The 25,039-nt window shown below is 66.5% G+C and carries 21 protein-coding genes; 11 read left to right on the forward strand and 10 right to left on the reverse strand.

Translation table 11 applies throughout. The annotated features are described in order from the left end of the window. Positions 1–11: 11 nt before the first annotated feature. On the reverse strand, positions 12–1,568 hold the full coding sequence (gene murJ / locus BRAD285_RS34435) for a murein biosynthesis integral membrane protein MurJ (RefSeq protein ID WP_006615435.1): 1,557 nt from the start codon (positions 1,566–1,568) through the stop codon (positions 12–14). Positions 1,569–1,637: 69 nt separating this feature from the next. Between murJ and BRAD285_RS34440 the strand changes: the two genes are divergently transcribed. Then, a complete protein-coding gene (locus tag BRAD285_RS34440; protein ID WP_006615434.1) occupies positions 1,638–2,639 on the forward strand; it encodes an adenosine kinase in 1,002 nt (333 codons plus the stop codon). Positions 2,640–2,921: 282 nt separating this feature from the next. Here BRAD285_RS34440 and BRAD285_RS34445 read toward each other — a convergent pair whose 3' ends face one another. Further along, positions 2,922–4,115 (reverse strand): serine hydrolase, encoded by a 1,194-nt coding sequence (locus BRAD285_RS34445; protein ID WP_006610917.1) that lies wholly within the window; start codon positions 4,113–4,115, stop codon positions 2,922–2,924. Positions 4,116–4,457: 342 nt separating this feature from the next. On the opposite strand from BRAD285_RS34445, the gene BRAD285_RS34450 reads away from it, so the two are divergent. Both BRAD285_RS34450 and BRAD285_RS34455 read left to right on the forward strand, forming a co-directional pair. Then, entirely contained in the window at positions 4,458–4,778 is a 321-nt protein-coding gene (locus BRAD285_RS34450; RefSeq protein ID WP_006610916.1) for a hypothetical protein, read from the forward strand. 163 nt (positions 4,779–4,941) lie between these two features. Further along, complete coding sequence (locus BRAD285_RS34455; RefSeq protein ID WP_006610915.1) at positions 4,942–6,438, forward strand: NAD-dependent succinate-semialdehyde dehydrogenase; 1,497 nt, start codon at positions 4,942–4,944, stop codon at positions 6,436–6,438. Positions 6,439–6,498: 60 nt separating this feature from the next. Here the strand turns inward: BRAD285_RS34455 and BRAD285_RS34460 are convergent, their stop codons facing one another. Together BRAD285_RS34460 and BRAD285_RS34465 are read right to left on the reverse strand one after the other, a co-directional pair. Then, positions 6,499–7,101: a hypothetical protein gene (locus BRAD285_RS34460; RefSeq protein ID WP_035645606.1), complete on the reverse strand. Its 603-nt coding sequence runs from the start codon at positions 7,099–7,101 to the stop codon at positions 6,499–6,501. A gap of 169 nt (positions 7,102–7,270) precedes the next feature. After that, entirely contained in the window at positions 7,271–9,475 is a 2,205-nt protein-coding gene (locus BRAD285_RS34465) for a SulP family inorganic anion transporter (RefSeq protein ID WP_006610913.1), read from the reverse strand. Positions 9,476–9,640: 165 nt separating this feature from the next. Here BRAD285_RS34465 and BRAD285_RS34470 point away from each other — a divergent pair, with 165 nt between their 5' ends. Both BRAD285_RS34470 and BRAD285_RS34475 read left to right on the forward strand, forming a co-directional pair. Next, on the forward strand, positions 9,641–10,327 hold the full coding sequence (locus BRAD285_RS34470; RefSeq protein WP_035645605.1) for a phytanoyl-CoA dioxygenase family protein: 687 nt from the start codon (positions 9,641–9,643) through the stop codon (positions 10,325–10,327). 57 nt (positions 10,328–10,384) lie between these two features. Beyond that, entirely contained in the window at positions 10,385–11,014 is a 630-nt protein-coding gene (locus BRAD285_RS34475) for a glutathione S-transferase family protein (RefSeq protein ID WP_006610911.1), read from the forward strand. A gap of 27 nt (positions 11,015–11,041) precedes the next feature. Here the strand turns inward: BRAD285_RS34475 and BRAD285_RS34480 are convergent, their stop codons facing one another. Continuing rightward, on the reverse strand, positions 11,042–11,440 hold the full coding sequence (locus tag BRAD285_RS34480) for a VOC family protein (RefSeq protein ID WP_006610910.1): 399 nt from the start codon (positions 11,438–11,440) through the stop codon (positions 11,042–11,044). Between the two features lie 89 nt (positions 11,441–11,529). Beyond that, on the reverse strand, positions 11,530–12,618 hold the full coding sequence (locus tag BRAD285_RS34485; protein WP_006610909.1) for a mandelate racemase/muconate lactonizing enzyme family protein: 1,089 nt from the start codon (positions 12,616–12,618) through the stop codon (positions 11,530–11,532). A 198-nt stretch (positions 12,619–12,816) separates the two neighbouring features. Here BRAD285_RS34485 and BRAD285_RS34490 point away from each other — a divergent pair, with 198 nt between their 5' ends. The 4 genes from BRAD285_RS34490 (at position 12,817) to BRAD285_RS34505 (ending at position 16,277) form a co-directional block, all read left to right on the forward strand. Further along, a complete protein-coding gene (locus BRAD285_RS34490) occupies positions 12,817–13,614 on the forward strand; it encodes an ornithine carbamoyltransferase (RefSeq protein ID WP_006610908.1) in 798 nt (265 codons plus the stop codon). A 114-nt stretch (positions 13,615–13,728) separates the two neighbouring features. Then, positions 13,729–14,418 carry a Crp/Fnr family transcriptional regulator gene (locus BRAD285_RS34495; RefSeq protein ID WP_006610907.1) on the forward strand — a complete coding sequence of 230 codons (690 nt, stop codon included), beginning with the start codon at positions 13,729–13,731 and terminating at the stop codon, positions 14,416–14,418. A gap of 422 nt (positions 14,419–14,840) precedes the next feature. Beyond that, the gene (locus tag BRAD285_RS34500; protein ID WP_006610906.1) at positions 14,841–15,500 is read left to right on the forward strand and encodes an HAD hydrolase-like protein; all 660 of its coding nucleotides are present in this window, start codon (positions 14,841–14,843) and stop codon (positions 15,498–15,500) included. Positions 15,501–15,599: 99 nt separating this feature from the next. Beyond that, positions 15,600–16,277 carry a nitroreductase gene (locus BRAD285_RS34505; RefSeq protein ID WP_006610905.1) on the forward strand — a complete coding sequence of 226 codons (678 nt, stop codon included), beginning with the start codon at positions 15,600–15,602 and terminating at the stop codon, positions 16,275–16,277. Between the two features lie 554 nt (positions 16,278–16,831). Here BRAD285_RS34505 and BRAD285_RS34510 read toward each other — a convergent pair. The 3 genes from BRAD285_RS34510 to BRAD285_RS34525 all read right to left on the reverse strand — a co-directional run bounded on the left by BRAD285_RS34510 (position 16,832) and on the right by BRAD285_RS34525 (position 20,794). Further along, on the reverse strand, positions 16,832–17,983 hold the full coding sequence (locus BRAD285_RS34510; protein ID WP_087877709.1) for an IS110 family transposase: 1,152 nt from the start codon (positions 17,981–17,983) through the stop codon (positions 16,832–16,834). Positions 17,984–18,922: 939 nt separating this feature from the next. Further along, a complete protein-coding gene (locus tag BRAD285_RS34520; protein ID WP_006610346.1) occupies positions 18,923–19,837 on the reverse strand; it encodes a phosphoribosylaminoimidazolesuccinocarboxamide synthase in 915 nt (304 codons plus the stop codon). Between the two features lie 39 nt (positions 19,838–19,876). Beyond that, complete coding sequence (locus tag BRAD285_RS34525) at positions 19,877–20,794, reverse strand: pirin family protein (protein WP_006610345.1); 918 nt, start codon at positions 20,792–20,794, stop codon at positions 19,877–19,879. 140 nt (positions 20,795–20,934) lie between these two features. On the opposite strand from BRAD285_RS34525, the gene BRAD285_RS34530 reads away from it, so the two are divergent. Further along, a complete protein-coding gene (locus BRAD285_RS34530) occupies positions 20,935–21,999 on the forward strand; it encodes a helix-turn-helix domain-containing protein (protein ID WP_006610344.1) in 1,065 nt (354 codons plus the stop codon). A gap of 141 nt (positions 22,000–22,140) precedes the next feature. Beyond that, positions 22,141–23,547: a serine hydrolase gene (locus BRAD285_RS34535; protein ID WP_006610343.1), complete on the forward strand. Its 1,407-nt coding sequence runs from the start codon at positions 22,141–22,143 to the stop codon at positions 23,545–23,547. 8 nt (positions 23,548–23,555) lie between these two features. On the opposite strand, the gene BRAD285_RS34540 is transcribed toward BRAD285_RS34535, so the two are convergent. Continuing rightward, entirely contained in the window at positions 23,556–24,923 is a 1,368-nt protein-coding gene (locus BRAD285_RS34540; protein WP_006610342.1) for an MmgE/PrpD family protein, read from the reverse strand. Between the last annotated feature and the right edge of the window lie 116 nt (positions 24,924–25,039).

Below are 25,039 nucleotides of genomic sequence, written 5' to 3' on the forward strand. Positions count from 1 at the left end.
GCACGAGCGCCTTAAAGGTGCAAGTCGCGGGCGGGCTTTTGCCGGATGGCCCGGGCGGCCTGCTTCCAATCGACGACGCCGAGAGCCAGCAGCAGCGCGGCATAAAGGACGATCGCACCGCCGATCAGGGCCGCGAGAACGAGGGCGGCGCCGAGATGGCCACCCGCTGGCTCTCCCGTACGCGCCGCGACCATCCAGAGACCAGCGCCCATCGCGCCGGCTGCCAGCGCGATGCGCGGCAGCCGGCGCCGCGCTGCATGCGAAATGGCAAAGCCGAAGCCTGCGGTGCCGCGACGGATCAGCACTGCCGCATTGGCCCAGGCTCCGAGCGTCAAACCCGCTGCGATGCCCTGGTCCCCGAACGGCTGCGCGAGCAGGAACGCCAGCGCGATGGCGACACCGCACCCGATCAGGGTGGCGCGGAGCGGCGTCTGCGTGTCCTCGCGGGCGAAGAAGGCGGGCTGCAGCGCCTTGGTCAATACCTGCGCCGGCAGCGCGGCCGCGAGCCAGGTCAAGACCCGCGCCGTCGCCGCTGAATCGCTTGCGGTGAACGCGCCATGTTCGAACAGCAAACGAACGACCGGCTCGTTCAGGATGATCAGTCCGAGCGTCGCGGGCAGCGCCAGCCCGATCGTCAGCTCGAGACCGCGCGACTGTACCTCGGACAGCGCCTCCTGATCACCTGACTGCAACGCGCGGGTCAGCTCCGGCACCAGCACGGTGCCCATCGCGACGCCGACGAGGCCGAGCGGCAGCTCAATGAGCCGGTTGGCGAAATACAGCCATGACACGGCCGACGGCGTGGTGGACGCGACGATCGCTCCGCCGACCGCGAGCAATTGCGGGCCGGCGCTGGCGACCATGCCGGGCAGCGCGTTGGTGAAGAAGCGGCGCATCTCGGCGTCGATCGAGACACGGATCGGCCAGGCGATGCGAAGGTGCTTTCCACCTTGCGCCAGCATGGCGAGCTGCAGCAGTCCGGCGATGCCGATCGTGGCGGCGAGCAGCAGTGCAGCGGACGACGGATCCGGATGTTGCATCAGCAGCACGATCGTGGCTGCGATCAGCGCGACGTTGAACAGCAGCGGTGCGAACGCCGCGAGCGCGAAGCGTCCCTGCGCCGTCGACAGCGCGAGCAGCACGGTCGAGGGGCCCGCGAAGGCGAGATAAGGCAGCATCAGCCGGGCATCGTTGACGGCAAGGGTGAGCGTCTCTTCACCGGCGAAGCCGGGCGCCAGCACGGTGATGATCCATGGCATCAGCAGCGCCAGCACGATCGTTGCCACCAAAAGCCCTGCGCTGACGGTGCCGAGCACGCGGCCGGCAAAAACTGCCGCACGCGTGCTGCCCGCCTGCCGGGATATCCGCAGCCAGGCCGGCACAAGCGCAGCATTGAGCGCGCCTTCCGTCAGCAGCCGTCTGATGACGTTGACGAGCTGGAATGCCGCGAGGAATGCATCCGCGACCGGCCCCGCGCCGAGCAGCGCGGCGATCAGCGCGTCCCTGCCGAAGCCGAGCAGGCGCGAGCTGAGTGTTCCTGACAACACGGTCACGAATGATCGGATCATGAGGCTTCTATAGCAGCGCCGCTTGTGATAGGCCGCAGCGTTTGCAAACGCCGTAAACGGGGCCAGTGGATGACTGACGCGAAATACGATGTTCTCGGGATCGGCAACGCGATTTTCGACGTGCTGGTGCAGGCCGATGAGGCTTTCCTCACCAAGCACGGCATGACCAAGGGCGGCATGGCGCTGATCGACGAGGCGCGCGCGGCAGCCATCTATGCGGATATGGGCCCGGCGACGGAAATGTCGGGCGGCTCGGGCGCCAATACCATCGTCGGCCTCGCCAGCCTCGGCGCGCGTGCTGCTTATGTGGGCAAGGTCAAGGGCGACCAGATCGGTAAGATGTACACGCACGACATCCGCGCCGCCGGCGTCGCGTTCGACACCGCGCCCGCGGCCGATGGCCCGGCCACCGGCTGCTCCTACATCATCGTCACGCCGGACGGCGAGCGCACCATGAATACCTATCTCGGTGCCGCGCAGAACCTGACCACGGCCGACATCGATCCCGCTCAGATTGCGGCTGCGCGCATCGTCTATCTTGAGGGCTATTTGTGGGATCCCAAGGACGCCAAAAATGCGTTCGTCAAGGCCGCGACGATCGCCCATGATGCGGGACGCGAGGTCGCGCTCACTCTGTCGGATGCGTTCTGCGTCGATCGCTATCGCGAGGAGTTCCTCGACCTGATGCGCGGCGGCACCGTCGACCTCGTCTTCGCCAACGAGGCTGAGCTGCATTCATTGTACCAGACCTCAGACTTCGACGGCGCGCTGAAGCAGCTGCGCGAGGACGCCACGCTCGGCATCGTCACCCGCAGCGACAAGGGCTGCGTCGTGGTGTCGAACGATGGCGTCATCGCGGTGCCGGCGCATCCGATCGAGACGCTGGTGGATACGACCGGCGCCGGCGACCTGTTCGCCGCGGGCTTCCTGTTCGGCCTCGTCCGCAAGACCGGCTACGAAATCGCCGGCAAGCTCGGCGGCCTGGCTGCGGCCGAAGTGATCCAGCACATCGGCGCCCGCCCGCAGCTCTCGCTGAAGGAGCTGGCGGCGCAGAACGGGCTGAAGGTGTAACTACTCGCGCTGTCAGTTTCGCTGCTACGGCCCACTCGGTGCCCCTTACCTCTCCCCGCGTGCGGGGAGAGGTCGGATTGCATCGAAAGATGCAATCCGGGTGAGGGGGGCGTTCCGCACGGTCGGTGGGTGTGGCTGCCCCTCACCCCAACCCTCTCCCCGTAAGAACGGGGAGAGGGAGCGCACCGACCGTTCCGTGCGAGGGACTTATTAGTTCAGACGGGGTAAGGCGCCGGAGGCGTACGATCTCGCGATCGCCCGCCTCCGCATCGTCTCACCTCATCACGCCGCCCTCTGGCCGCCTGCAGCGTCCAGCCCGGCATACACGCCGCGCTCGAAGCCCGCGAAGGTCTCCAGGCAAAGCCGGTCGGCAAACGGCAACAACTGCATCAGGATCACGCCGGTGACGTCGCGTGCCGGATCGATCCAGTAGTAGGTGTTGGCGAGGCCGGCCCAAGCGAGGCTGCCGGCGCTGCGGCCTTCTGCCGTCTGCGCCGTCGTGATCATGAAGCTGAGGCCCCACTTCTTCACGATGTCAGGATAGAGATCGACGTCGTTGGTGACGCCGGGCACGGCGGCGGCCATCTTCGTCATCTCCAGCTCGCCGATGTGGTTGTCGCGCATCGCCGCGACGGTTTCGGGCTTCAGCACCTGGTTGCCGTTGTCACGACCGTGGTTGAGGATCATCCGGGTGAAGCGGATGTAGTCGCCGGCGGTGCCGTACAGGCCGCCGCCACCCATATGGAATTCCGGCTCCTGCTCGATCTCGAACGGGATCGGCGCCAGGCTGCCGTCCTCGCCGCGCGCATGCATGCCGACCAGACGGGCGCGCTGCGCGGCGCCGAGCTTGAAGCCGGTGTCGTCCATGCCGAGCGGCGCGAACAGATTGTCACGCAAGTATGTGTCGAGCGTCTTCCCGCTCGCAGCCTCCACGGCCTTGCCGACGAAGTCGATATTGATGCCGTACTCCCAGCGTGTGCCGGGATCCGACGCCAGCGGCAGCTTCAGCGCGTCGTTCTTGCAGGTGATGATGCCCGGCGTGCCGGCCTTCTGCACATAGGTGGCCATGTCGCCGTTCCACATGTCGTAGCAGAAGCCGGCGGTGTGGGTCATCAGATGCCGCAAGGTGATCGCGGTCTTGGCGGGGCGCAGGACCGGCTCGCCCTTGGCATCGAAGCCGTCGAGCACCTGGGGCGCGGCGAGATCCGGCAGCAATGTGCCGATCGGCGTATCCAGCGACAGCTTGCCCTGCTCGACCAGTTGCATGCCGGCGGCGCAGGTAATCGCCTTGGTCATCGAGGCGATCCAAAACACGCTGTCGGTGGTCATCGGATCGTCGCGGCCGAGGTCGCGCTTGCCGAACGCCCCCTCGTAGATCACCCCGTTGCTATCAGCTGCCATCGCGACGACGCCGGGGATCTCGCGCGCCTCCGCCTTCTGCCGCAGCACGCCATCGATGTCGGTGTTGTTCTGCATGGTCTCCTCCGTCCCGCTCTTGATCGGCGGTACAGGATTGTTCCTCGCCTCGATCCGGGCGGCAAGAACCCCTGCCGACGCAGCCGGTCGCGATCTCGTGATGATGCGGCGCGAACGCAGATCGGGCGGGAGAACCGGGGCGAGAACGCCACAGCGCTTCAAATTGCTCACAGAATCATGATTAGTTCCATCGAGCCGCGAGTCCGTCACATGGGCGCCATGTTCCCACCACGGGCCTCGGACTGTTGTGAGTTGCAACCATTTTTGCATTAAAGGGTTCAACAACCGGCTTTTTCTGGCCGACGACATGGCTATGGCGGCAACGTCCGCCTTGGGGGCGATATGATTTCGAAGTGGAGCGAGTGGAAGCGGTATCCCCGCCCGGGTCGCGGTGACAATATCGAGGCACCGATCACGCCTGGAATCTACGAAGTGCGCGTGGCCGCCACCGGGGCGCTGTATTCGTTTGGCGCGGTCGACAATGTGGCCCAGGCGCTGGCGTTGCTGCCCGTGGGGCAGAAATCCTGGTTCGGCCGCCGCGACCCCGCCGCGCTGCCCGACCTGGAATACCGCACCTGCGCGACCTCGACCAAGGCTGACGCCAAGGCAGCCGCGGAACGGATGATCGGCCGTCGCGAGACCTATATGAGCGGCGCGGCCTGAGGCCGCACCGATTGGGGGCACCCGCGGCCATCCTGTTTGGTGCTGTCAAGGCACGGTTGGTCCGGTCGAATGTACCGTTCAGAAGGCGCACACGCGGTGCGCCCGTGACGGGCCGTGGCTATAGTCGCCCGCGACAGATCGACCGCTTCGAGGGAGACGCCCGATGACACCGACCGCCGCTGCCCGCTCCAATGCGCCTGCCACCGCTAGCTTGCGCGAGCGCCTGAAAGACGCTTCGCTGCTGCGTGAGCAGTGCTACATCGACGGCGCCTGGGTCGGCACGCCGGAGCTCTCGGTCAACAATCCCGCAACGGGCGCAGAGCTTGCCAAGGTCGCGCAGCTCGGTGCCGCCGAGACGACGCAGGCGGTCGAGGCCGCGTCGCGCGCCTTTCCGTTGTGGGCCAAGCAGACCGCCAAGCAGCGCTCCAACATCTTGCGCAAATGGTTCGAGTTGATCATTGCGAACCGCGAGGACCTGGCGCTGATCCTCACCTCCGAGCAGGGCAAGCCGCTGACCGAAGCGCTCGGCGAGGTCGATATCGGCGCCGCCTATATCGAGTTCTTCGCCGAGGAGGCGCGCCGCGTCTACGGCGAGACCATCCCGACGCAGAAGCCGGATGCGCGCCTGCTGGCGCTGAAGCAGCCGATCGGCGTCTGCGGCGCGATCACGCCGTGGAATTTTCCGAACTCCATGATCACCCGCAAGGTGTCGCCGGCACTCGCCGCCGGCTGCACCGTGGTGCTGAAGCCGGCCAATGAGACGCCGCTGTCGGCGCTGGCGCTCGCCGTGCTGGCCGAGCGCGCCGGCATCCCGAAGGGCGCGCTCAACATCATCACCGGCGATGCGCCTCCGATCGGCAAGGTGCTGTGCGAGCATCCGGCGGTGCGCTTCGTCGGCTTCACCGGCTCGACCGAGGTCGGCAAGATCCTGTATCGCCAGTCAGCCGGCACCGTGAAGAAGCTCGGCCTCGAGCTCGGCGGCAACGCGCCGTTCGTGGTGTTCGACGATGCCGATGTCGATGCCGCGGTCGAAGGCGCCATCGTCTCGAAGTACCGCAACATGGGCCAGACCTGCGTCTGCGCCAACCGCCTTTACGCGCAGGACGGCATCTACGATGCCTTCGTCGAGAGGCTCGCCGCCAAGGTTGCGGCGATGAAGATCGGCGACGGCACCGAGGCCGGCGTGACCCAGGGGCCGCTGATCAACGCGGAGGCGGTCGAGAAGGTCGAGCGCCACATCGCCGATGCGGTGAAGGGCGGTGCCAAGGTCGTCACCGGCGGCAAGCGCCACGCGCTCGGTCGCACCTTCTTCGAGCCGACCGTGCTGCGGGACGTCAAGGCGGATGCGCTGGTCGCGCATGAGGAGACGTTCGGCCCGCTCGCGCCCGTGATCCGTTTCAAGGACGAGGCCGACGTGATCGCGATGTGCAACGCCTCGCCGTTCGGCCTGGCGTCCTACTTCTATGCCCGCGATCTCGGCCGCGTCTGGCGCGTCGCGGAAGCGCTGGAGTCCGGCATGGTCGGCGTCAACACCGGCCTGATCACCACCGAGGTGGCGCCGTTCGGCGGCGTCAAGGAGAGCGGCTTGGGGCGCGAGGGCTCACATCACGGCATCGAGGAATATCTCGAGATCAAATACGTGATGATGGCAGGGGTCTGATTTAACGCGTCTGAACTTAACGCCGCTGAGCTTGCGCGTCCGAGTTTCGGGCGCGCCGGCTCAGGCGATCTTGGGAAGCTTGTCGACCGGTACCATGTAGGACTTGTTGCCGTACTGGTAGATGACCTTGCCGCTTTTGCCGTCGTCGGTCGAGATCTGCGTCTGCTCGAACATGATGGTGTTCTTGTAGACGATCCCGGTGCCCTGGCGGGTGATGCCATTCGCGGTGACGCTGACCTGCGCCTCTTTGCCGTTGACCGCCAACACCCGATAGTTCGCGCTCATGCCGTTCTCGCCGGAATAGCCGGCCCAACTGCCGAGGAGATTGCTCTCGCTGGCGGGAGGCGCCTGCTTCTCCAGCATCGCGGTGGCCTTGCCGCCGCCGGCCGAGAATAGCAGCACTGCGTTCTTGCCGTTCTTGGTGCCGAGCGTGACCGCGCCGAAGTCGATCGTCGAGCCGTTGACCTGGCCGATGCCGCGTTCGGTGCGGCCGTTATGGGTGTATTCCACCGTGGCCGCGGCCCCGCGGATGTTCACGACCTTGAAGCTCACGGCCTGGCCGCTGGCGGTCCAGCTGCCTTTCCACTCGCCGAGCAGATTGCTCTGGCGGTAGACCCGCTCATTCGCGGGCGAGATCTGGTTCATGCTACTGACGGCGACCATGTGCACCTGCAAGCGGCTGGTCAGATCATTTCAATCTGTGTCTGATCATGACGACTCTCCGCAGGTAGGCCGTCGGAGTTAACGATTGGTGAATCGGCCGATCGGCCGCGCCTTTTGCGCGCCGCGACCGATCGTCTCGGTCCGGCGGCTTCGCCCGCTCAGCCCCGGGCTACCGTCGCAGCACGGCAATGGTGCGGTTGGCGAAGTTCAGCCGCTCCGCCATGATCGTCATGAAATAGGTCAGCAGCTTCTGCGCCAGCGCAGGGTGCTCGCGCGAGATGGCTTCGAATTGCGCGATCGTGAGCTCGTAGAGCACGCTGTCGGTCTCGGCCTGGATCGTCGCGCTGCGCGGGGTCTGTGCGACCAGGCCCATCTCCCCGATCGTCGTGTAGCGGCCGAGGCTGCGCACCCGGGTGCTGCCGCCCTGCTCGGCCGGCACCATGATCCCGACGCGGCCGTCGAGGATGAAATGCATCGAGGCGGCCGGCTCGCCGGCGCGCACCACCGTGGTGCCGGCGCCGACGTCGAGCCTGATGCAGCGCGCCATCAGCTCGCCGGCCTCGGCCTCGCTGCCGAGAATGTGCGTGAGCCAGTCGCGCAGCGACGCCTCGTCCTCCGCATGCTCGTGGTGACGCGTGATGATCGCGTTCTCGCACCATTCCAAGGCATGATCGAGCTCGGGCGCGATCAGCACGTCCTTGCTGATGAACTCGCTGGCGCGCAAGGTGCGCTCGACGGAACGGGGCATGTGGACCAGCACCAGCTTGACGTCGCGCTCCAGCGCCAGCCGCTTGATCTGCGCGAAGCTGTAGGCAGCCGATGAATCGATGCCGGTGACGAGCTTGAAATCGAAGATCAGGAAGCGGCATTCCGGGCGGCGCGCCAGCAGCAGCTTGACCTGCTGGTACAGCCGGTTCGCCGAGCCGAAGAACAAATAGCTCTGCAGGCAGAGCCCCTGGATCTCGCGGCCCTGCGCCATCAGCAGCGCCTGATGGTCGCGCGAGCGATCGAGCGAGGAGCGATATTCGCTGCCGTCGAAGCCGTATTTGACGGCGCTGACGCGCGAGGCGCTCAGTGCGAAGGCGGCGCAGCCGATGACGACGCCGATCAGGATCCCCGCGATGAAGCCCCATTGCAGGATGATGGCGATGATCAGCAGCAGCGAGGCGTAATCGGTCTTCGACAGCCGCCGTCGCGACTGCACGGCCCATTTGTGCAGCGTGTCGGCGCCGAGATAGAGCAGGAGGCCGCCTAGCACGAATTTCGGCATGTAGCCGAGCAGCGGCTGCGACAACGCCAGCATCAGGACCGAGACGGCGGCGACGGTGAGGCCGGAGAGTCGCCCGGTGCCGCCGGCCTTCACGTTGAGCGCGGTGCGGCTAATCGAGATGCAGCCGGTGTAGCCGCCGAGCACGCCGGCGAGCGCATTGGCGACGCCGGTGACCGCGAGCTCGCGCTCGACATCGGCCTCGTGATGGGTGGCGACCTCGATCCCCGCCGTATTGAACAAGGTGCTGGCGGCGGTGACGAAGATCACGGCGACGATGTTGCCGGATAGATCGGACAGCGCCGCCCACGGATAGTTGCCGAGCGCATCGGCCGTCCAGGGCCACACCAGCGCGACCTGCGGCGGCGGCAGGAACGTCCAGCCCATCGCCTGCGCCGCGACCGGCGTGATACCGCACAGCCAGAAGCCGAGATGCGCCGCGATCGTGCCGCTCACCAGGATGACCGGCAGGCCGAACGGATTCCGAGACCGGTGCCATGTCAGATACAGCAGCACTGCCATCGCCGCGGCGGCGGCGAGCTCATAGCCGGTCTGCGCATTGACGAAGGCGGGCAAGGTCGAGAGCTGCAGGCGGTGCCCGGTGATCACCCCGATTGCGCCAATCACGATCAGCGCGCCGGTGGCGCCGAGGAAGCCGCCGACCACGGGATAGGGCACGTAGCGGATCATGCGTCCGAGCCGGCTGATGCCGCATCCCCACAGCACGAGGCCGGTGACGAGACTGGTCAGGCCGAGGGTGATGACGACCGGCATGAACGGCGACGCGCCGGGGTCAGTGGCGATGATGCGCTCCGCCAGCGACGCCGCCAGGATGGCCGTCACGGCGGCGGTCGAGCTGTCGGGCGCGCCGATCGCAAACGGCAGCGAGCTGCCGAGCCCGAGCACCAGCGCCATCACGGCCGACACCATGAAGGTGATGCCGATGCCCTGCCCGAGATAGGCTCCGAGCGGTCCGGCGAAGATCAGCAGCGAATAGGACAGGCCGTAGGTGATGGTCAGGACGCTGGCGGCGGCGCCGCCGAAAATGTCGTCGAGGCCGCGTCGCGTGAAGGGATCGGCGCGGCCGGCAGTCAGGGTTCTACTCACGTCAATATGCCTCTAATCAATGGCTCACTCGTAGGCCGGCGTGCGCGTCACGCAAGTGGAATTTTGTGACATGCACGTCGTTCTCGATGGCGTGCGATGCCGCTTGCGGCCAGGCGATCCTTCGTTGAAGATGCATCGATCTCACAACGACACCTTGGAGTGTGGATGCAGGTTTCGGCAGCGGCGATCACACGCGTCGGCTCCCTCGCCGAAGCCGAGGCGCGGCGGCTCGATGCCGACGGCTATCTGCTGCTGCGCGGCGCGATCCCGACGGACTGGCTGCAGCCGCTGCGCGACGCGTTCGAGGCAGGGACGGTGCCCTCGGAACAATGGCCGGTGCCGCGCGGTCGCGACTGGCGCCACGCGATGGTCGATCTCGACCCGACGGTGCAGCGCGTCTGCCGGCTGCCTCTGATGCTATCAGCGGTATCTCACATCCTGAAGGCGCCGTTCTTCCTTGGCCAGGTCGAGGGCCGCGAGCCGCTCGCCGATGGTGGTCAGCAGCCGCTGCATCGCGATGGCGTCGACCGGCTCCGCACCGACGCGGTCTCGGCGCTGGCCTTTCTCGATGGCTTCGGCCCCGACAATGGCGCCACACAGGTGGCGCCTGGGACGCATCGCCTAGATACGAATGATGCGCAGGCGAGGCCCTTCGTCACCACGGGCGAGGCCGGCGACATCCTGTTGTTCGACGTCAACCTGCTGCACGGCGCGACGCGCAACCGCAGCGGCGCGCGCCGCCGCTCGCTGCTGATCACCTACGCTGTCTCCACACAGCAGGACGAATGGCGCCGGACCCGCGCCTTGCGCGCAGTGCGCATGGACCAGGACGAGATCTTCGCCGTGGCGTAGCCGCGCCGTCGCGCCGTCCGCGCGCTGCTCTCAGCCAGTCACCCGGAGAGAACGCCCATGAAGCTGTACGATTCGCCCACCGCGCCAAGCCCGCGCCGCGTGCGCATCTTCCTCGCCGAGAAGGGCGTCACGATTCCCATCGTCCAGCTCGACCTGCGCGCCGGCGAGCAGTTTCAGCCGGAGTTTCGCGCGCTCAATCCGCAATGCACCGTTCCGGTCCTGCAGCTCGACAGCGGCGCCGCCATCACCGACATCATCGCGATCTGCCGCTACATCGAGGAGCTGCATCCCGAGCCTGCCCTGATGGGACGCGACGCGGAAGAGCGTGCCCTCATCGAATGCTGGGTGCGGCGGATCGAATGGGACGGCATTCATGCCATTCAGGAAGCGTTCCGCAACAGCATGCCGGGGCTCGAGCACCGCGCGCTGCCGGGCCCGCTGCCGCTCGACCAGATCCCGGCGCTCGCCGAGCGCGGCCGTCTGCGCGCCGCGCACTACTTCGCGTGGCTCGACGGCCGGCTGGCCGATCACGCCTTCGTCTGCGGCAAGGCTTTCACGATCGCCGACATCAGCGCGATGGTGACGGTCGACTTCGCCACTCGTGCCAAGCTCGATCCGCCGGATCATCTCCGTCATATCAAGCGGTGGTACGGCGACGTGTCGAGCCGCCCGAGTGCAAGAGCCTAGGCCGGCCGGAGCGACCGAGATGCGTTCTCAGCGTGATCCGAAGCGCTGCCTCGCCGCGTCGCTCACAGGCGTATACAGGCTGACGATCGTGCCTTCGGGGTCGCGGAACTGCGCGGCGCGATTGCCCCAGGGCATCGTCTTCGGTGCGTGCACCACCTCGACCTCGTCCTTCAGCCGCGCGAAATCGCCATCGACGTCATCGACCTGAAACTCCAGAATGGCGCTGCGATTGGCGCCCGGCTCCACGCTACCCTCCTTGAACAGCGCGACGGTCTCGGCGCTGCCGATCGCAAGCGTCGCGCGCGACGTCACGATCTCGGCGAACACGGGCGCCAGCCAATCGGCCTTCTGCTGGGTGACCTTTTCGTAGAAGCTGACGACGCCCTTGATGTCAGCCGCCACCAGGCGGGTCGATGCGAACTTCATGACGATTTCCCTTGCGTTCGAAGATCCGTGACCGCCCCCTACCGCAAGGCTGCTGCCAGGCTTGTGTCAGCAGTGATGACCGTCCGCCCTTACCCCGCAAGCTTCGCCAACCCCTCCCAATCGAATGTGATGCCATGCCCTGGCCGCGTCGGTGCCTGCGCCATGCCGTTCTCCAGCACCAGCGGATGTTCGATGTAGCGGTCGAGGCCGAAGCCGTGGGCTTCGAGGAAGGACCGGTTCGGGCAGGCCGCGAGCAGGTGCACGGTGATGTCGTGCGCGCCATGGCTGGTGACCGGCAGGTTGAACGCTTCCGCCAGCCGCGCGATCTTCATGAAGGCGCTGACGCCGCCGCAATTGGTGACGTCGGGCTCGGGATAGGACACCGCGCCGGCACTGATGTAGTTCTTGAAATCCCACAGCGAGCGCAAGTTCTCGCCGGCGGCGATCGGCACGCCGCCTGCTGCCAGAATCCGCGCGTGCCCCGCGATGTCGTCGGGAATGGTCGGCTCCTCCAGCCAGGTCAGATCGAACGGCTGCAACGCCCGCGCGGCGCGGATCGCCTCCTCCACGGTCCACTTCATGTTGGCGTCCGCCATCAGCGGAAAGCCGTCGCCGAGGTGCTGCCGCATCGCCTTGACGCGCCCGATGTCGGCGCCGAGATCGGGCCGGCCGACCTTCATCTTGATGGCGCGGAAGCCGCGGGCGAGGTTGTCGTCGGTCTGCTGCAACAGGGCATCGACGGAGAGATCGAGATCGATGCCGCCGGCATAGCAGGGCACGCGCGCATCGAAGCCGCCGAGCAGTCGGAACAGCGGCAAGCCCGCCCGCCGCGCTTTCAGGTCCCACAGCGCGATGTCGAGCGCCGACAGCGCCAGCACGACCGGGCCGCCGCGCCCGCCATAATGCAGGCCCCACCACACCCGATGCCAGATCGCCTCGGTATCGTCGGCCTCCTGGCCCACGACGAGATCGGGGATCTCGCGCCTGACGATGTCGGCGACGGCGGTGCCGTTGCGTCCAACCGTGTAGGTATAGCCGACCCCCTCGGCGCCGTCGGCGTCGCGCACGCGGCAGGTGATCAGCTCGAACGCCGTCATCGCGCCATGGGTGCTGTCCGTCAGCGTCACGCTGAGTGGAATGCGATACAGGCCGGTGTCGATCGTGGTGATCTCTGCCATCGCGCGGTTCCTTCCCTGGATTTTTGCCGAAGGTTATGCTCGTGCTGGGCCGACGGCAATTGCGAACGACGCATGGCGGATGCGAGCGGGGCTTCGATAGCGATCGGCGCCCCCCGGATGTGGTGAGAGTGCATGACGGGAGATCGTGACATCCTGGCCCTCAGCGACCTCGATGGCTCTGACATCCTGGGCATGCTGGTGCGCGCGCAGGAGCTCGGCGCGTGCTGGCAGGCGCGCGCGATGCCGCAAGCCCTCACAGGCCGGCGCATCGCGCTCGTGGTCGACGATGGCGGCTGGCGCAACACCACCGCCTTCGATCTCGGCGTGCAGGCGATGGGCGGCGTCTGCGTGCACGCGCCGCTCCGCCTCAACGCCACGGAGGCGGTCGAGGATCTCGCCGCCTATCTCGACAACTGGTTCGATGCGGTGGTCTGCCGCACGCCCGAGCTCGAGATGCTCTATGCCTTGTCGCACTGGGCGCAGGCGCCGGTGGTCAACGCGCGCACGCGGCAGAACCATCCTTGCGAGACGCTCGGCGATCTCGCCTTCCTGTGGCATCGCCGCGGCGCGATCGAGGGATTGAAGTTCGCCGTGGTCGCGCCGGCCGCGAACATCCTGGGCTCGTGGATCGAGGCCGCGCAGGTGCTTCCGATCGACGTGGTCCAGGTCTATCCGGCGCGATGGCATGCGCAGGGCGAGTCACCGCGCTTTCACGTCACGACCGATCTCGCCGCCTTGCAGGACGCCGACGTGATCATCACGGATTGCTGGCCGAGCGACGACGAAGCCGATGCGTTAGAGGACTATCAGATCACGGCCGCGCTCCTGGACGGTCTCCGGCCGGATCTGGAGTTCCTGCCCTGCCCGCCCGTGACCCGGGGGCACGAGGTCTCCGAGGACGCGATGCGGCATCCCGCCTGTCGCGCGGCGCAAGCCAAGGCGTTTCTGCTTCACGCACAGAATGCCGCGCTCGAATGGGTGTTCGGCATGCCCTGAGGCAAGGGCAGAAGCGCCTGTGACGTACGACAGGAACGTTCGCGTGTGGCCCGGCTTGCCCCGGAGATCTGTCATCCAGATGACGTTTGGGGGAACAGTTCACCGGAGATCCTCATGGAGAACCGCCTGCTCGCCCGTGTTCCCGCCGAGGAGTTCGCGTTTCTACGGCCACATCTGCAGAAGACGCATTTGAACTACATGCAGATCTTGTCGGAGCCGGACGAGCCGATCACGCAGATCTACTTCCCGATCAACGGCGTCCTGTCGATGGTCAACGAGCCTGACGACGGCGACATCGTCGAGTTCGCCACCGTCGGCAATGAAGGCATGGCCGGGGTGCCGATCCTGCTCGGCAGTCCGACGATGCCGAGCCGCGTGCTGGTGCAGGTGCCGGGCTCCGGCCTGCGCATGGGCGCGGCCGAGCTGCTGACCGAGCTGAAGCGCATGCCGGTGTTTCACGTGCGGCTGATGCGTTACGTGATGGCGCTCTTGAACCAGGTCGCGCAGTCGGCGTCGTGCAATCGGCTGCATCCCGTGCAGGAGCGGTGCGCGCGCTGGCTGCTTCAAACCCATGATCGCGTCGAGGGCGAAAGCTTCATGCTGACCCAGGAGTTTCTCAGCCAGATGCTCGGCGTCCACCGGCCGACCGTGACGATCGCCGCGCGCATGCTGCAGCAGGCCGGCCTCATCCGCTACCATCGCGGCCAGGTCGAGGTTCTCGACCGGGATGGTCTGCAAGCCGCAGCATGTCCCTGCTACCGCCTGATTGATGACCAGTATCGGCGACTGCTGGAACAGGACTGACCTGCTCCATCGAATGCTGCAGCACCGCATAGCAGTCCGCCGCCGCCAGCCAGAACGAACGCAGCATGGCGTCGCTGACGCGCTCCGCCGCAGCGAGGCAGTCAAGCTCGGCCTTGCGGTGTCGAAGATGTGTCATCGTCCCTCGGTGGTTGAAGCCCTGGCGAATTGGCCCATGCGTTCGCCCGTCGCGCGATGCGCTCGTCTTCCGCGTTGCGCGCGGGCTCGACCGGTCGAAACAGCCGCGCGAGGTCGTCGAGCCAGCGCACAAGGGGTGTCATCTCGTCGGTGTATCAGCGCAGGCGGCCTGCCGTCGGTCATCCAGCCGACCGATGGACGCGAAATCTGACCTTTGAGCTGGTGCGTCGGGCCTGTGTGTCCCGCGCTGGCGTTTACGACGGATCGGTCGGCCACTATGGTCGGGCATGTCCCATTCGGTCCTGCTCGACCTCGACGGCACCCTGATCGACTCGCAGCCCGGTATCGCCGCGAGCACGGCGGCGGCGCTGCGTGCCCTCGGGCACACGCCGGACGACACGCTCGACATTGCAAGCGTCATCGGACCGCCGCTGCAGGACATGCTGCGTATCATCCTGCAGCGCTATGACGATGATCGGGTCGATGAAGCCGTGATCGCCTATCGCGAGCACTATGGCGCGGAAGGTCTGTTCGCCAGCACGCTCTATCCCGGCATCCGCGAGGCATTGCAGGAGATGCACGGCGCCGGACGACGGCTCTATCTGGCGACATCCAAACGCGAGCTGTTCGCGCGCCGCATCCTGGAGCATCTCGGGCTGGACTCGTTGTTCACGGCCATTCATGGCTCGGTGCCGTCAGGCGCGTTGGACCATAAGCCCGAGCTGCTCGCGCATATTCTCACGGAACGGAATATCGCTGCGCGCGACGGTCTGATGGTCGGTGATCGCCGTCACGACATTGCCGGCGCGCATGCGGTGGGCATGCGCAGCCTCGGCGTGCTCTGGGGCTATGGCGGCCGCGATGAGTTGGAGACGGCCGGCGCGGACCGCGTGGTGGAAAGTCCCTTTGATCTTGCACGCACGGTTGCGTCGATGCTGACCCAATAGCTCGCGGCCGGACGCTGTCGGCGGGTGCCAATCTTGCGCCGGAACTCAAAAGCCGCGAAGATCGCGACCAAACAATTTCAGGGCAGGAAGTCCACGCACATGGAATTCGACGACGTCATCCTCGGACGCCGCAGCATTCGCGGCTACAAGCCTGATCCGGTGCCGCGCGCGCTGATCGAGGAAATCATACAACTCGCGATGCGCGCGCCGTCGTCGATGAACAGCCAGCCCTGGAATTTCTACGTCATCACCGGCGAGCCGCTCAACCGCATCCGCGCCGGCAACACCGAGCGCATGGTCGCCGGCGTCCCGCAATCGCGCGAATTCCGCATCGGCGAGCCGTTCGCAGGCCATCATCGCGAGCGCCAGGTGCAGGTCGCCAAGCAATTGTTCTCCGCCATGGGCATCGCGCGCGAGGACAAGGACAAGCGCCAGGATTGGGTGCTGCGCGGCTTCCGCCAGTTCGACGCCCCGGTCTGCATCATCGTCACTTACGACCGCGTCCTCGCCGGCAGCGACGACACGCCGTTCGATTGCGGTGCGGTCACCAACGCGCTGGTCAACGCCGCCTGGTCTCGCGGCCTCGGCGCCGTCATCAACAGCCAGGGCATCATGCAGTCGCCCGTCGTCCGCGAGCACGCCGGCATCGCCGCCGACCAGGTCATCATGAAGAGCATCGCGCTCGGCTGGCCGGATCATGATTTCCCGGCGAATGCCGTGATCTCGGAACGCAAGTCGGTGAAGGACGCGACGGTGTTCGTGGGGTTCGACGAGTAGTTCAGGCGCGCGAACTGTAGGGTGGGCAAAGCAGCCGCCGCCAGGCGGCCGCGTGCCCACCGTCGCTCAGCGCATGCTGTAGAAAGACGGTGGCACGGCGCCACCAAGAGCTCGTCCTTCGGAGGCAGCGTGGGTCCGCCTTTGCCCACCCTTATATGGGGTCTTGTGAGTCAAGGCTCTATGATAGGTTCGGGGCTGCTTTCGTTCGTATCCTTGAGGCGGACTGGTGGGTGGAGCAAAGCCGACGGCCGCGCGCTCTCCATATAGCGCTGTAGCGGACGGCGGCTTTGCGGTTGGCATGGCGATGCCGGCCTGGGTATCGGGGGTCTACGGTCGAGGACTGGCTTCGAAGATCCTGCAGCTTGTCCGCTGCATCACCTCATATCCGGTCGGATGATGACGGCATCCGAGCCCATGTTCCGCATGCTTGCGGCGAGAAGCCAGGAGGATGAGACCTATCTACAAGACGGCTGGTGGTACAGCCCTAGGGTGGCACGGTCATCATCCATCCTCGCAAGACCGCGGCGAGCCGCGGGCCTGATCGCAAATCCGCTTTAGGCCTTCATCAGCGCGTCCTCAGGCACCAGGCCGGTCTCGAGATAGCGCCACAGCGCCACGATGAGCTTGCGCGCCAGGGCCACGATTGCGATGCGCCTGGCACGCTTGCCGGCGTTGAGCGTGCGGGCCCTGAACCATCGGCTGAGCGCGCTGTCCGGCTGATGAAGGATCCAGAGCCAGGTCAGCTCGATCGCCTTCTGACGGACGTGCGGATTGCCCGCCTTGCTGATGCCCTGCTCGCGATCGATGCCGCCGCTCTTCCATGGGCTCGGCGTCAGGCCGCAATAGCTCGCGACCTCGCGCCGGTTGCGGAACTCCTTGTAGAACAGCTCGCCGGCCAGGGTGGTGGCAAACGCCGGTCCGACACCCTTGAGCCGCTGCAGCTGCTCCCGCCGCGTGGCCATTCTCGCGGGAACGGCAGAGGCCTGCGTCGTATCCTGGCTCTGCTCCAACGCCGCGAGCTGCTCGCGCACCAGCATCAGACGCGCGTGCTCGCGCTTGACCTCGGCCATGACATGGGGCGGCAGCGGCTGGTCCTGCCAGTCACGCTGTTGCTCCAGCCAGGTGAGCCAGTTGCGGCGGCGCGGGTTGCCGACCTGAAGCCCGGACAGCCGCAGCAGCGCCTTGATCCGGTTGGTATGGGCAGTCTGCTCGGTGACCAATCGGTCGCGCTCGCGGCTGATCCGCCGGGCGTCCTCCTGCTCGACTGTCGGCACCCGGACGATCCGGACTACCCGCGGCTCTCCGCGCAAAAGGGCCATCAGCGTCCGCAGCAGCAACTCGCCGTCGATCCGGTCGGTCTTCGCCCGCCGCGCCCGCTGCTCGACCGCGATGCTGGCCGGGTCGAACACCAGATTGTCGATCCCAGCCGCCACCAGCAGCCGGTGCAGCCAGAAGCCGTCATAGCCGGCCTCGTAGCAACTCGCCACGCGCGGCTCCGATCCGAGCTTCTGCGCCGCTCGGACCCGGATCTTGGCGATCAACGCTAGCAGCCCGGCGTGATCGCCGCCCTCCAGCTTGTAGCGCGACATGCGCCCCTGATCGGGACTGTGCACCGTGATCAGCCAGGTCTTCTGACTGAGTTCAATCGCAGCGAAAATTGTGCCAATGTTTGCCGCGGTGGGCGCGCCAAAAGTCAATATCTGCATCTGACTCTCCGAGGGTTCGAGTGTGGAAACCCAAACCTATCGGAAGGGCTCGCTCACCGCTCCCCCATGGAATCTACGAGTTCGAGCATCAGCCGTGCGCGCCGCACCTGCAGAACGTATCGCTCAATGAGCGGCTGTTGCTTGATTTCGCCAACGCCAATGTGTTGTCTGTTTTTCAGAAATTCGCTATTGCCATTTTCCCGAAATCATGATTTACTCCCGCGCATCCCGTCCTCATGCAGAGGGCGTACGCGTCGTCACGATACGTAGAGGCGGGGAGCGGTGGCCGCGGGTTTGTCAGGTGCTTTGCGCTGGACGATTGACTGCTCGCGGACGTTCAAGCCGTGTGGTCCTGGCGCCCCGATGCTGGCGCCAAGTCGGTGCGACATGATCCTGACAGGACGTGGCGCGCTGGCGACGGGGCAAGACAGCCCGGTCCCCGGGGAGAGTACGGAGCAGACGTTAAACCCATCGCGCAGGGAGGGCCGGGATGTCTCGGCTGAACCTGTGGTGACCGCCGCGTGCATTTCTTTTCGCACGCGGGCCATGGGAGCAGCCAGCTCCCGGCCTTCCCTGCGCCCTCGGCATTTTTGAGGGTTTTGGTGACATCAACTCGGGCGCGATAGCGCTGCGGGCGATTCGGTTTGTCTGTGTTCATCATGACGATCTCGCCGAGCCGACCCCCACCCCCGATCCCTCCCCGCAAGGGGGAGGGGAAGAGAGAGCGAGCCTCTTGCCACATGATGTCGCGCAAAGCGGCCAAAGGAGCTTGGATCGGACCACGAGCTTGGATTGGACGAAGAAAGCGGCCCAGGATTGGCCCCTCCCCCTTGCGGGGAGGGGTCGGGGGTGGGGGTCCACGAGAATACTGCCGATGATGCGCTACGGCATTACATCTCAAACCCAAGCGGAAAGCCTCAACGCATGAGCCTGCGTTCTTCAGACCTTCAACTCGCTACCCGTCACCCGCCGGAACGCCTCGAGATAGCGCTGGCTGGTCGCATCGACCACGCTTCGAGGCAATGGCGGGGGCGGGGCTTCGCCGTTCCAGCGGCCGGCCTTGCGCTCGGAATCGAGATAGTCGCGCAGCGGCTGCTTGTCGAAGCTCGGCTGCGGCTGGCCCGGCTGATAGGCATCGACGGCCCAGAAACGCGAACTGTCCGGCGTCATCACCTCGTCGATCAGGATGATGTGGCCATCCTTGTCGCGGCCGAACTCGAACTTGGTGTCGGCGATGATGATGCCCTGCTCGCGCGCGAGCTCTTCGCCGAGCGTGTAGACCGCGCGCGTCATGCTCTCCAATGTGTACGCCGTGTCGTCACCGACCACCTCGCGCATCCGCGCGATGGTGATGTTCTCGTCATGGCCGGTCTCGGCCTTGGTTGCCGGGCTGAAGATCGCGGGCTCGAGCTTCTGGCTCTCGACGAGGCCTGCGGGCAACTGCTCGCCGGCGAGCGTGCCGCTTGCCGCGTATTCCTTCCAGGCCGAGCCGGAGAGATAGCCGCGGATCACGCATTCGATCGGAAACACCGTGGTGCGCTTGCACAGCATCGCGCGTCCCAGAATCTCCTCGCGATGTGGTGCGAGGGCCGGCACCTCGGCGATGATCGCATCGGTATCAGCCGAGATCATGTGGTGATGCACGACGCCTTCGAGCGCGTTGAACCAGTAGGCCGAGATCTGCGTCAGCACCGCGCCCTTCATCGGGATGGTCTCGTTCATCACGACGTCGAAGGCCGAGATGCGGTCGGTGGTCAAGAGCAGCACGCGGTCGTCGCCGACGGCATAGATGTCGCGGACCTTGCCGCGGCCGATCTTCGGGAGCGGCAGATTGCTGGCGAGAAGCGTGGTCATGGTTCAGTGCCTTCGAAAGAGAACGTCGCTCCCCATAGCCTATTCCGGCAGCGGAATGAACTCGTGCTCCTGCGGAACGGCGGCGAAGCGGCCGGTTTTCCAGTCCTGCTTGGCCTGCTCGATGCGCTCCTTGCTGGAGGAGACGAAATTCCACCAGACGTGGCGCGGCCCCTCCAGCGCATCGCCGCCGAGGAACATCATCCGGGTCGGCTTGATCGTGCGGACGCTGATCGCGTCGCCCGGGCGGAAGATCAAAAGCCGCGGGCCCTCGTGGCGCTCGCGGGCGATCTCGATCTCGCCGTCGACGATGTAGATCGCCCGCTCCTCGTGATCGGGATCGAGCGGCACCACCGTGCCGGCCTGCGCGGTCACCTCGACATAGAACCATGGCGAGACCATCGTCACCGGCGAGGCCTTTCCGAACGCCTTGCCGGCGATCACGCGGGCAGAGAAGCCGGTGTCGCTGACGGTCGGCAGCGCGCCCGCCGCATAATGCTGGAAGCTCGGCGCGATCTCTTCGGATTCGACGGGCAGCGCGATCCAGCTCTGCAGGCCGAGCATCTGCTGGCCGTTCTGCCGCTGCAGATCCGGCGTGCGTTCGGAATGCGCGATGCCGCGGCCGGCGGTCATCAGGTTCATCGCGCCCGGCTGGATCTCCTGGACGTTGCCCTCGCTGTCGCGATGCATGATGGCGCCGTCGAACAGATAGGTGACGGTGGCCAGGCCGATATGCGGATGCGGCCGCACGTCCATGCCCTTGCCGGAGACGAACTGCACCGGGCCGAAATGATCGAAGAAGATGAACGGCCCGACCATCTGCCTGCGCCCATGCGGCAGCGCGCGGCGCACGGCAAAACCGTCGCCGAGATCGCGGGTCCGCGGCACGATGACGTGCTCCAGCGCATCGCAGGAGGTGGGATCGCCGAATTCGGGATCGATCGAAGGCTGCCAGCTCATGGGGCGCTCCTGAGATGTGGACGTCGGAGCTTAGCAGTTTCGCGAAGGCGAGGGCAGGGCATGACGTCGCGACATCCGTGCGATTTGAATGGCGCAACGCTCCGGCCTAGAGTTCCGGCGCCGATCATGGACGTGTGATGATGCCGCTCGAACACCTGGATCTCGCCCTCCGCGCCGCAGCCATCGCGCTGCTCGCCGTGCTGGCCGTGTCGTTGTGGCGTGATCTCGGCAAGCGGTCGGTCGGCCGGCTCGCAGTCGCGCTGGCGCTGGGCTCGGCCGCGCATGCGGCGACGTTCAACATCGGCGGTTCCGCCGCGCCATCGCTCGCGAGCGCGCCGCTGATCGCGCTGGCGACGGCTGACATCGTCGTGCTCTGGCTGTTCTGCCGCGCGCTGTTCGATGACGGATTCGCGCCGCGATGGCGGCACGGCCTGATCTGGCTTGCGGTGTTCGGTTTCAGCCTGATCAGCTGCCTCGTGCTCGGGCCGGCGGAGCATGCGCGGATCGTCATCGTCGCCAACAATCTGCTGGCGCTCGCCATCGTCGGGCTGACCCTGGCGCAGACGATCCGTTCCTGGTCGGCCGATCTGGTCGAGGGCCGACGGCGCGTCCGCGCCTTCGTCGTGATTGCGGCGCTGTGTTACGGCGGCGTCAACGCGCTGCTGCAGATGTTCGCGGCCGGTCATGGCCCGTCGGAGCTCGCCAACGTTGTCAACGCGGCGATGTTCTTGGCGGTCGTCGGCGCCGTCGCACTGATGCTGCTGAAGGTCGGTGCTTCCGATGTGTTCGCTCCCGAGGCTCCGCATGATTCGGTGAGCGTGCCCGAGCCAGTTGCGGCGGCCCCGCCTGCCGGCAACCGCAAGCTGGTCGACGCGCTGCTGCGGCTGATGGCCGACGAGCGGATCTACCGCCAGGAGAACGTCACCATCGGCATGCTGGCGACCAGGCTCTCCATTCCCGAATACCGGCTGCGGCGGCTGATCAATGGCGAACTCGGCTACCGCAACTTCAACACCTTCCTGAACAACCACCGCATCGAGGAAGCCAAGGCCGCGCTCGCCGATCCCGCCCAGGCCGAGGTGCCGGTGATCACCATCGCGATGGACGCCGGCTTCCAGTCGCTCGGCCCCTTCAACCGCGCCTTCAAGGCGGCGACGGGCGTGACACCGACCGAGTTCCGGCGCATGAGGCTGGCCGCGGCGTGATGTGTCGAGCGCTGACATCAAAGGCGAATTTCGAAATCGGCGAGGTCGCGGCCGGTTTCGGCGGTTGCGCGTTTCGAAATCGGCGAGCCGCGCGAGGGCCGTTGCGGCGTGGTCCGGCAGGTCCATCTGCCGGAGCTTCCCATGACCCGCCCCAGCCTGCTGCCCGTCTTCGTTTCGACTGTCGCTGTGACCGCCCTTGCGCTCGGCGTCGCCCGTGCCCGCGATGTGCCGCAAGTGGCAACGGGCTTCATGGCCAACATGGTGTGCTCGGAGACCTTCGTCTCCGGCCTCGATCCGGACCGGATCCTGTCCGAGACTCGCGACGCGATGCCCGGCGCCGGCCTGCTGACCTGGGCGATGACCGTCAGCGTCGACCGCGCCGCGAAGGACGTCATTGTCAGCCTGCTCGGGCTCGGCCGCAGCCGTGCGGTCTATCGCGACGGCCTCGGCTGCCATCTCGATCATGGCGAGGCGGAGGGATGGCCGGCCATCCGGCTGCCCCCGCCGCAGCCTGCCTTGCTCGGCGAGATCGCTCCCCCGCGCCTCGTGGAGCCTTCCTCGCCGACCCTCGCTGCCGCGCTCGACCGTGCCTTTGCCGAACCGGACGCGCCGCCCTTTCGACGGACCCACGCGGTCATCGTGCTCAAGGACGGCAAGCTGATCGCCGAACGTTATGCGCCAGGTGTTGCGCTCGACACGCCTTTGCTTGGCTTCTCGGCGACCAAGTCGATGACCGCCACCCTGATCGGCATCCTCGTCCACCAGGGCAAGCTCGCACTGCATGTGCCAGCGCCCATTACGGCATGGCAGAGCGAAAGCGATCCGCGTCATGCCATCACCGTCGATCATCTGCTCCGCCACACCGCCGGGCTTGCGCTCGGAAGTTCGCTGCAGGCCTCGTTGTCGTCGGCTCTCGAGCCCGTGAACCGGATGAAGTTCGTCGAGCCCGACCGTGCTGCGTTCGCCGAGTCGATGCCGCTCGAAACCACGCCGGGCGCGGTCAGCAACTATCACGACGGCAACACCGTCATTCTCTCGCAACTGATCCGCGACGCCGCCGGCGGCAGTGCCGCGGACGTGCTGCGCTTTGCGCATCGCGAGCTGTTGGATCCGCTCGGCATGCGCAACGTCACGATCGAGTTCGACGCCGCCGGCACGCCGGAAGGATCGAGCCAGATGCTGGCCTCGGCGCGCGACTGGGCGCGGCTCGGCCAATTGTATCTCGACGACGGTGTCGTCGCCGGACGCCGCATCCTGCCTGCAGGCTGGGTTGCGTATGTCAGGACGCCTACGCCGAACGCCTTTGTCGGCCTCGGCGCCGGCTTCTGGACCAACCGTGGCGACAGCTTTGGCGCCACCTATCGCATCTCCCATGGCTGGCCGCGCGATGCCTTCTTTGCCAAGGGCTCGCTCGGCCAGTACGTCATCGTCATCCCCTCCGAGCGCCTCGTCATCGCGCGCTTCGGCCGCACCGTGAACTGGCCGCCGGAAGCCGACGGCGTGGCGCAGCTCGTGAGCGACGTGATCGCGGCGACGCGTGGGGAGTGATGTGTGGATCAGGCCCTCCCCAAAGCGGTGGCCTGCTCGACGCGATCGAAGCGCTCCAGCGACAGGATTGCGTCGGCAAAGCTCTGTGCGCGGCTGCTCAGCACCGGCCGCGCCAGCGTGATGAACTTGTCGCTCATCGCCTGCGCCGTCGGGAACGAGGTCGGCTCGCCCGAGGGATCGTCGTGCAGCCGCTCGTGCACGCCGTCCTCGGTGGTGATGGTGACGCGCGCGCCGAACGGATGGCTGCGGCCTTCCAATGTCTCGTCCTGCACGACGTCGAATTTGTCGGCGAGATTGTTGATCGCGCGATCGCCGAGACGCGTGTAGTCGTCCCAGCCGAAGCGGCCCTGGTCGAGCGCCAGCGCGCCGGTGAAGAACATCGAGAACTGGCCGCCGACGATCGAGGTCGGATGCCGCTTGGTGCTCGCATCGCCCGTGAGCGTGATGCCGTTGCGATGCAGGCCGACCTCGACGCGCTTGACCTGGTCGGGCGTGAGATTGTGCTCGCGGCGCAGCGCGATGATGGCGTCGATCGCGGCGTGGGTGTAGCGGCAGCTCGGATACGGCTTCACGCCGATCTTCATCGTCTCGTAGGTCGTGCCGAGACCCGCCACCGCCTTGTCGTGATGCGGCGTGTCGGTGTAGCCGACCAGCAGGCCGTGCTTGCCCTCGACGGACTCGATCGCGCCGACGAAATCGTTCTTGGCCAAGGTCGCCGCGATCACGCCGTTCATCGCCGAGGCGCCGACCTGATAGCGCTTGTTCCAGGCGCCGTTGACGAGAAACTGCAGCGAGCCCGCGGCCTGGCTGCCGGACACGCCGAATGCGTAGACCAGCTGCTGCTCGGACAATCCGAACAGCTTGCCGGCCGCCGCCGCGGCGCCGTAGGTGCCGGCGGTCGCGGTCGGATGAAAGCCCCGCGCATAGTGCGAGGTCGGGTCGAGCGCATTGCCGAGCCGGCAGCATACCTCATAGCCGGCCACGATCGCGGTCAGTACCTCGCGCCCGGACGCGCCGACCATTTCGCCGACGGCGAAGGCCGCAGGCACCACCGGCGCGCTCGGATGCAGCGAGGAATCGGCGTGGGTATCGTCGAAGTCGAGCGAGTGGCCCATCGTGCCGTTCAGCAGCGCCGCCACGGCGGGAGTCCAGGTCCTGCTGTCGCCGAACACGGTGGCCTCGCCGGCCGCATCGAGCTTCAGCGCCGCCAGCATGTTGACCACCGATGGCGTCGATTCCGCCTCGCGCCGGGCGCGGATGGCGCTGCCGAGAAAGTCCAAGGTCAGCACCTTGGCGCGGTCGAGCACCTCGGGCGGGATATCGTCATATTTCAGCTCGGCGACATAGGCGGCGAGCGTTGCGGTTTCCTGGGCCATCGTGTTTCCTCACATCGTTGCAGCGACCGTAGGCAGACTGATTCCGGCTTTCAAGCCGGTTCCGCCCTGCGAAGGTCTGCCATGCCGGGACCGCGCTGGTCCGTTCGAGGTGAGTG

It is taken from the genome of Bradyrhizobium sp. ORS 285, assembly GCF_900176205.1.
Classification (GTDB): domain Bacteria; phylum Pseudomonadota; class Alphaproteobacteria; order Rhizobiales; family Xanthobacteraceae; genus Bradyrhizobium.

Coding starts and splice junctions, on each gene's coding strand:
- murJ (WP_006615435.1), bottom strand. CDS start 1,568: ATGATCCGATCATTCGTGACCGTGTTGTCAGGAACACTCAGCTCGCGC.
- BRAD285_RS34440 (WP_006615434.1), top strand. CDS start 1,638: ATGACTGACGCGAAATACGATGTTCTCGGGATCGGCAACGCGATTTTC.
- BRAD285_RS34445 (WP_006610917.1), bottom strand. CDS start 4,115: ATGCAGAACAACACCGACATCGATGGCGTGCTGCGGCAGAAGGCGGAG.
- BRAD285_RS34450 (WP_006610916.1), top strand. CDS start 4,458: ATGATTTCGAAGTGGAGCGAGTGGAAGCGGTATCCCCGCCCGGGTCGC.
- BRAD285_RS34455 (WP_006610915.1), top strand. CDS start 4,942: ATGACACCGACCGCCGCTGCCCGCTCCAATGCGCCTGCCACCGCTAGC.
- BRAD285_RS34460 (WP_035645606.1), bottom strand. CDS start 7,101: ATGGTCGCCGTCAGTAGCATGAACCAGATCTCGCCCGCGAATGAGCGG.
- BRAD285_RS34470 (WP_035645605.1), top strand. CDS start 9,641: ATGCAGGTTTCGGCAGCGGCGATCACACGCGTCGGCTCCCTCGCCGAA.
- BRAD285_RS34475 (WP_006610911.1), top strand. CDS start 10,385: ATGAAGCTGTACGATTCGCCCACCGCGCCAAGCCCGCGCCGCGTGCGC.
- BRAD285_RS34480 (WP_006610910.1), bottom strand. CDS start 11,440: ATGAAGTTCGCATCGACCCGCCTGGTGGCGGCTGACATCAAGGGCGTC.
- BRAD285_RS34485 (WP_006610909.1), bottom strand. CDS start 12,618: ATGGCAGAGATCACCACGATCGACACCGGCCTGTATCGCATTCCACTC.
- BRAD285_RS34495 (WP_006610907.1), top strand. CDS start 13,729: ATGGAGAACCGCCTGCTCGCCCGTGTTCCCGCCGAGGAGTTCGCGTTT.
- BRAD285_RS34500 (WP_006610906.1), top strand. CDS start 14,841: ATGTCCCATTCGGTCCTGCTCGACCTCGACGGCACCCTGATCGACTCG.
- BRAD285_RS34505 (WP_006610905.1), top strand. CDS start 15,600: ATGGAATTCGACGACGTCATCCTCGGACGCCGCAGCATTCGCGGCTAC.
- BRAD285_RS34510 (WP_087877709.1), bottom strand. CDS start 17,983: ATGCAGATATTGACTTTTGGCGCGCCCACCGCGGCAAACATTGGCACA.
- BRAD285_RS34520 (WP_006610346.1), bottom strand. CDS start 19,837: ATGACCACGCTTCTCGCCAGCAATCTGCCGCTCCCGAAGATCGGCCGC.
- BRAD285_RS34525 (WP_006610345.1), bottom strand. CDS start 20,794: ATGAGCTGGCAGCCTTCGATCGATCCCGAATTCGGCGATCCCACCTCC.
- BRAD285_RS34530 (WP_006610344.1), top strand. CDS start 20,935: ATGCCGCTCGAACACCTGGATCTCGCCCTCCGCGCCGCAGCCATCGCG.
- BRAD285_RS34535 (WP_006610343.1), top strand. CDS start 22,141: ATGACCCGCCCCAGCCTGCTGCCCGTCTTCGTTTCGACTGTCGCTGTG.
- BRAD285_RS34540 (WP_006610342.1), bottom strand. CDS start 24,923: ATGGCCCAGGAAACCGCAACGCTCGCCGCCTATGTCGCCGAGCTGAAA.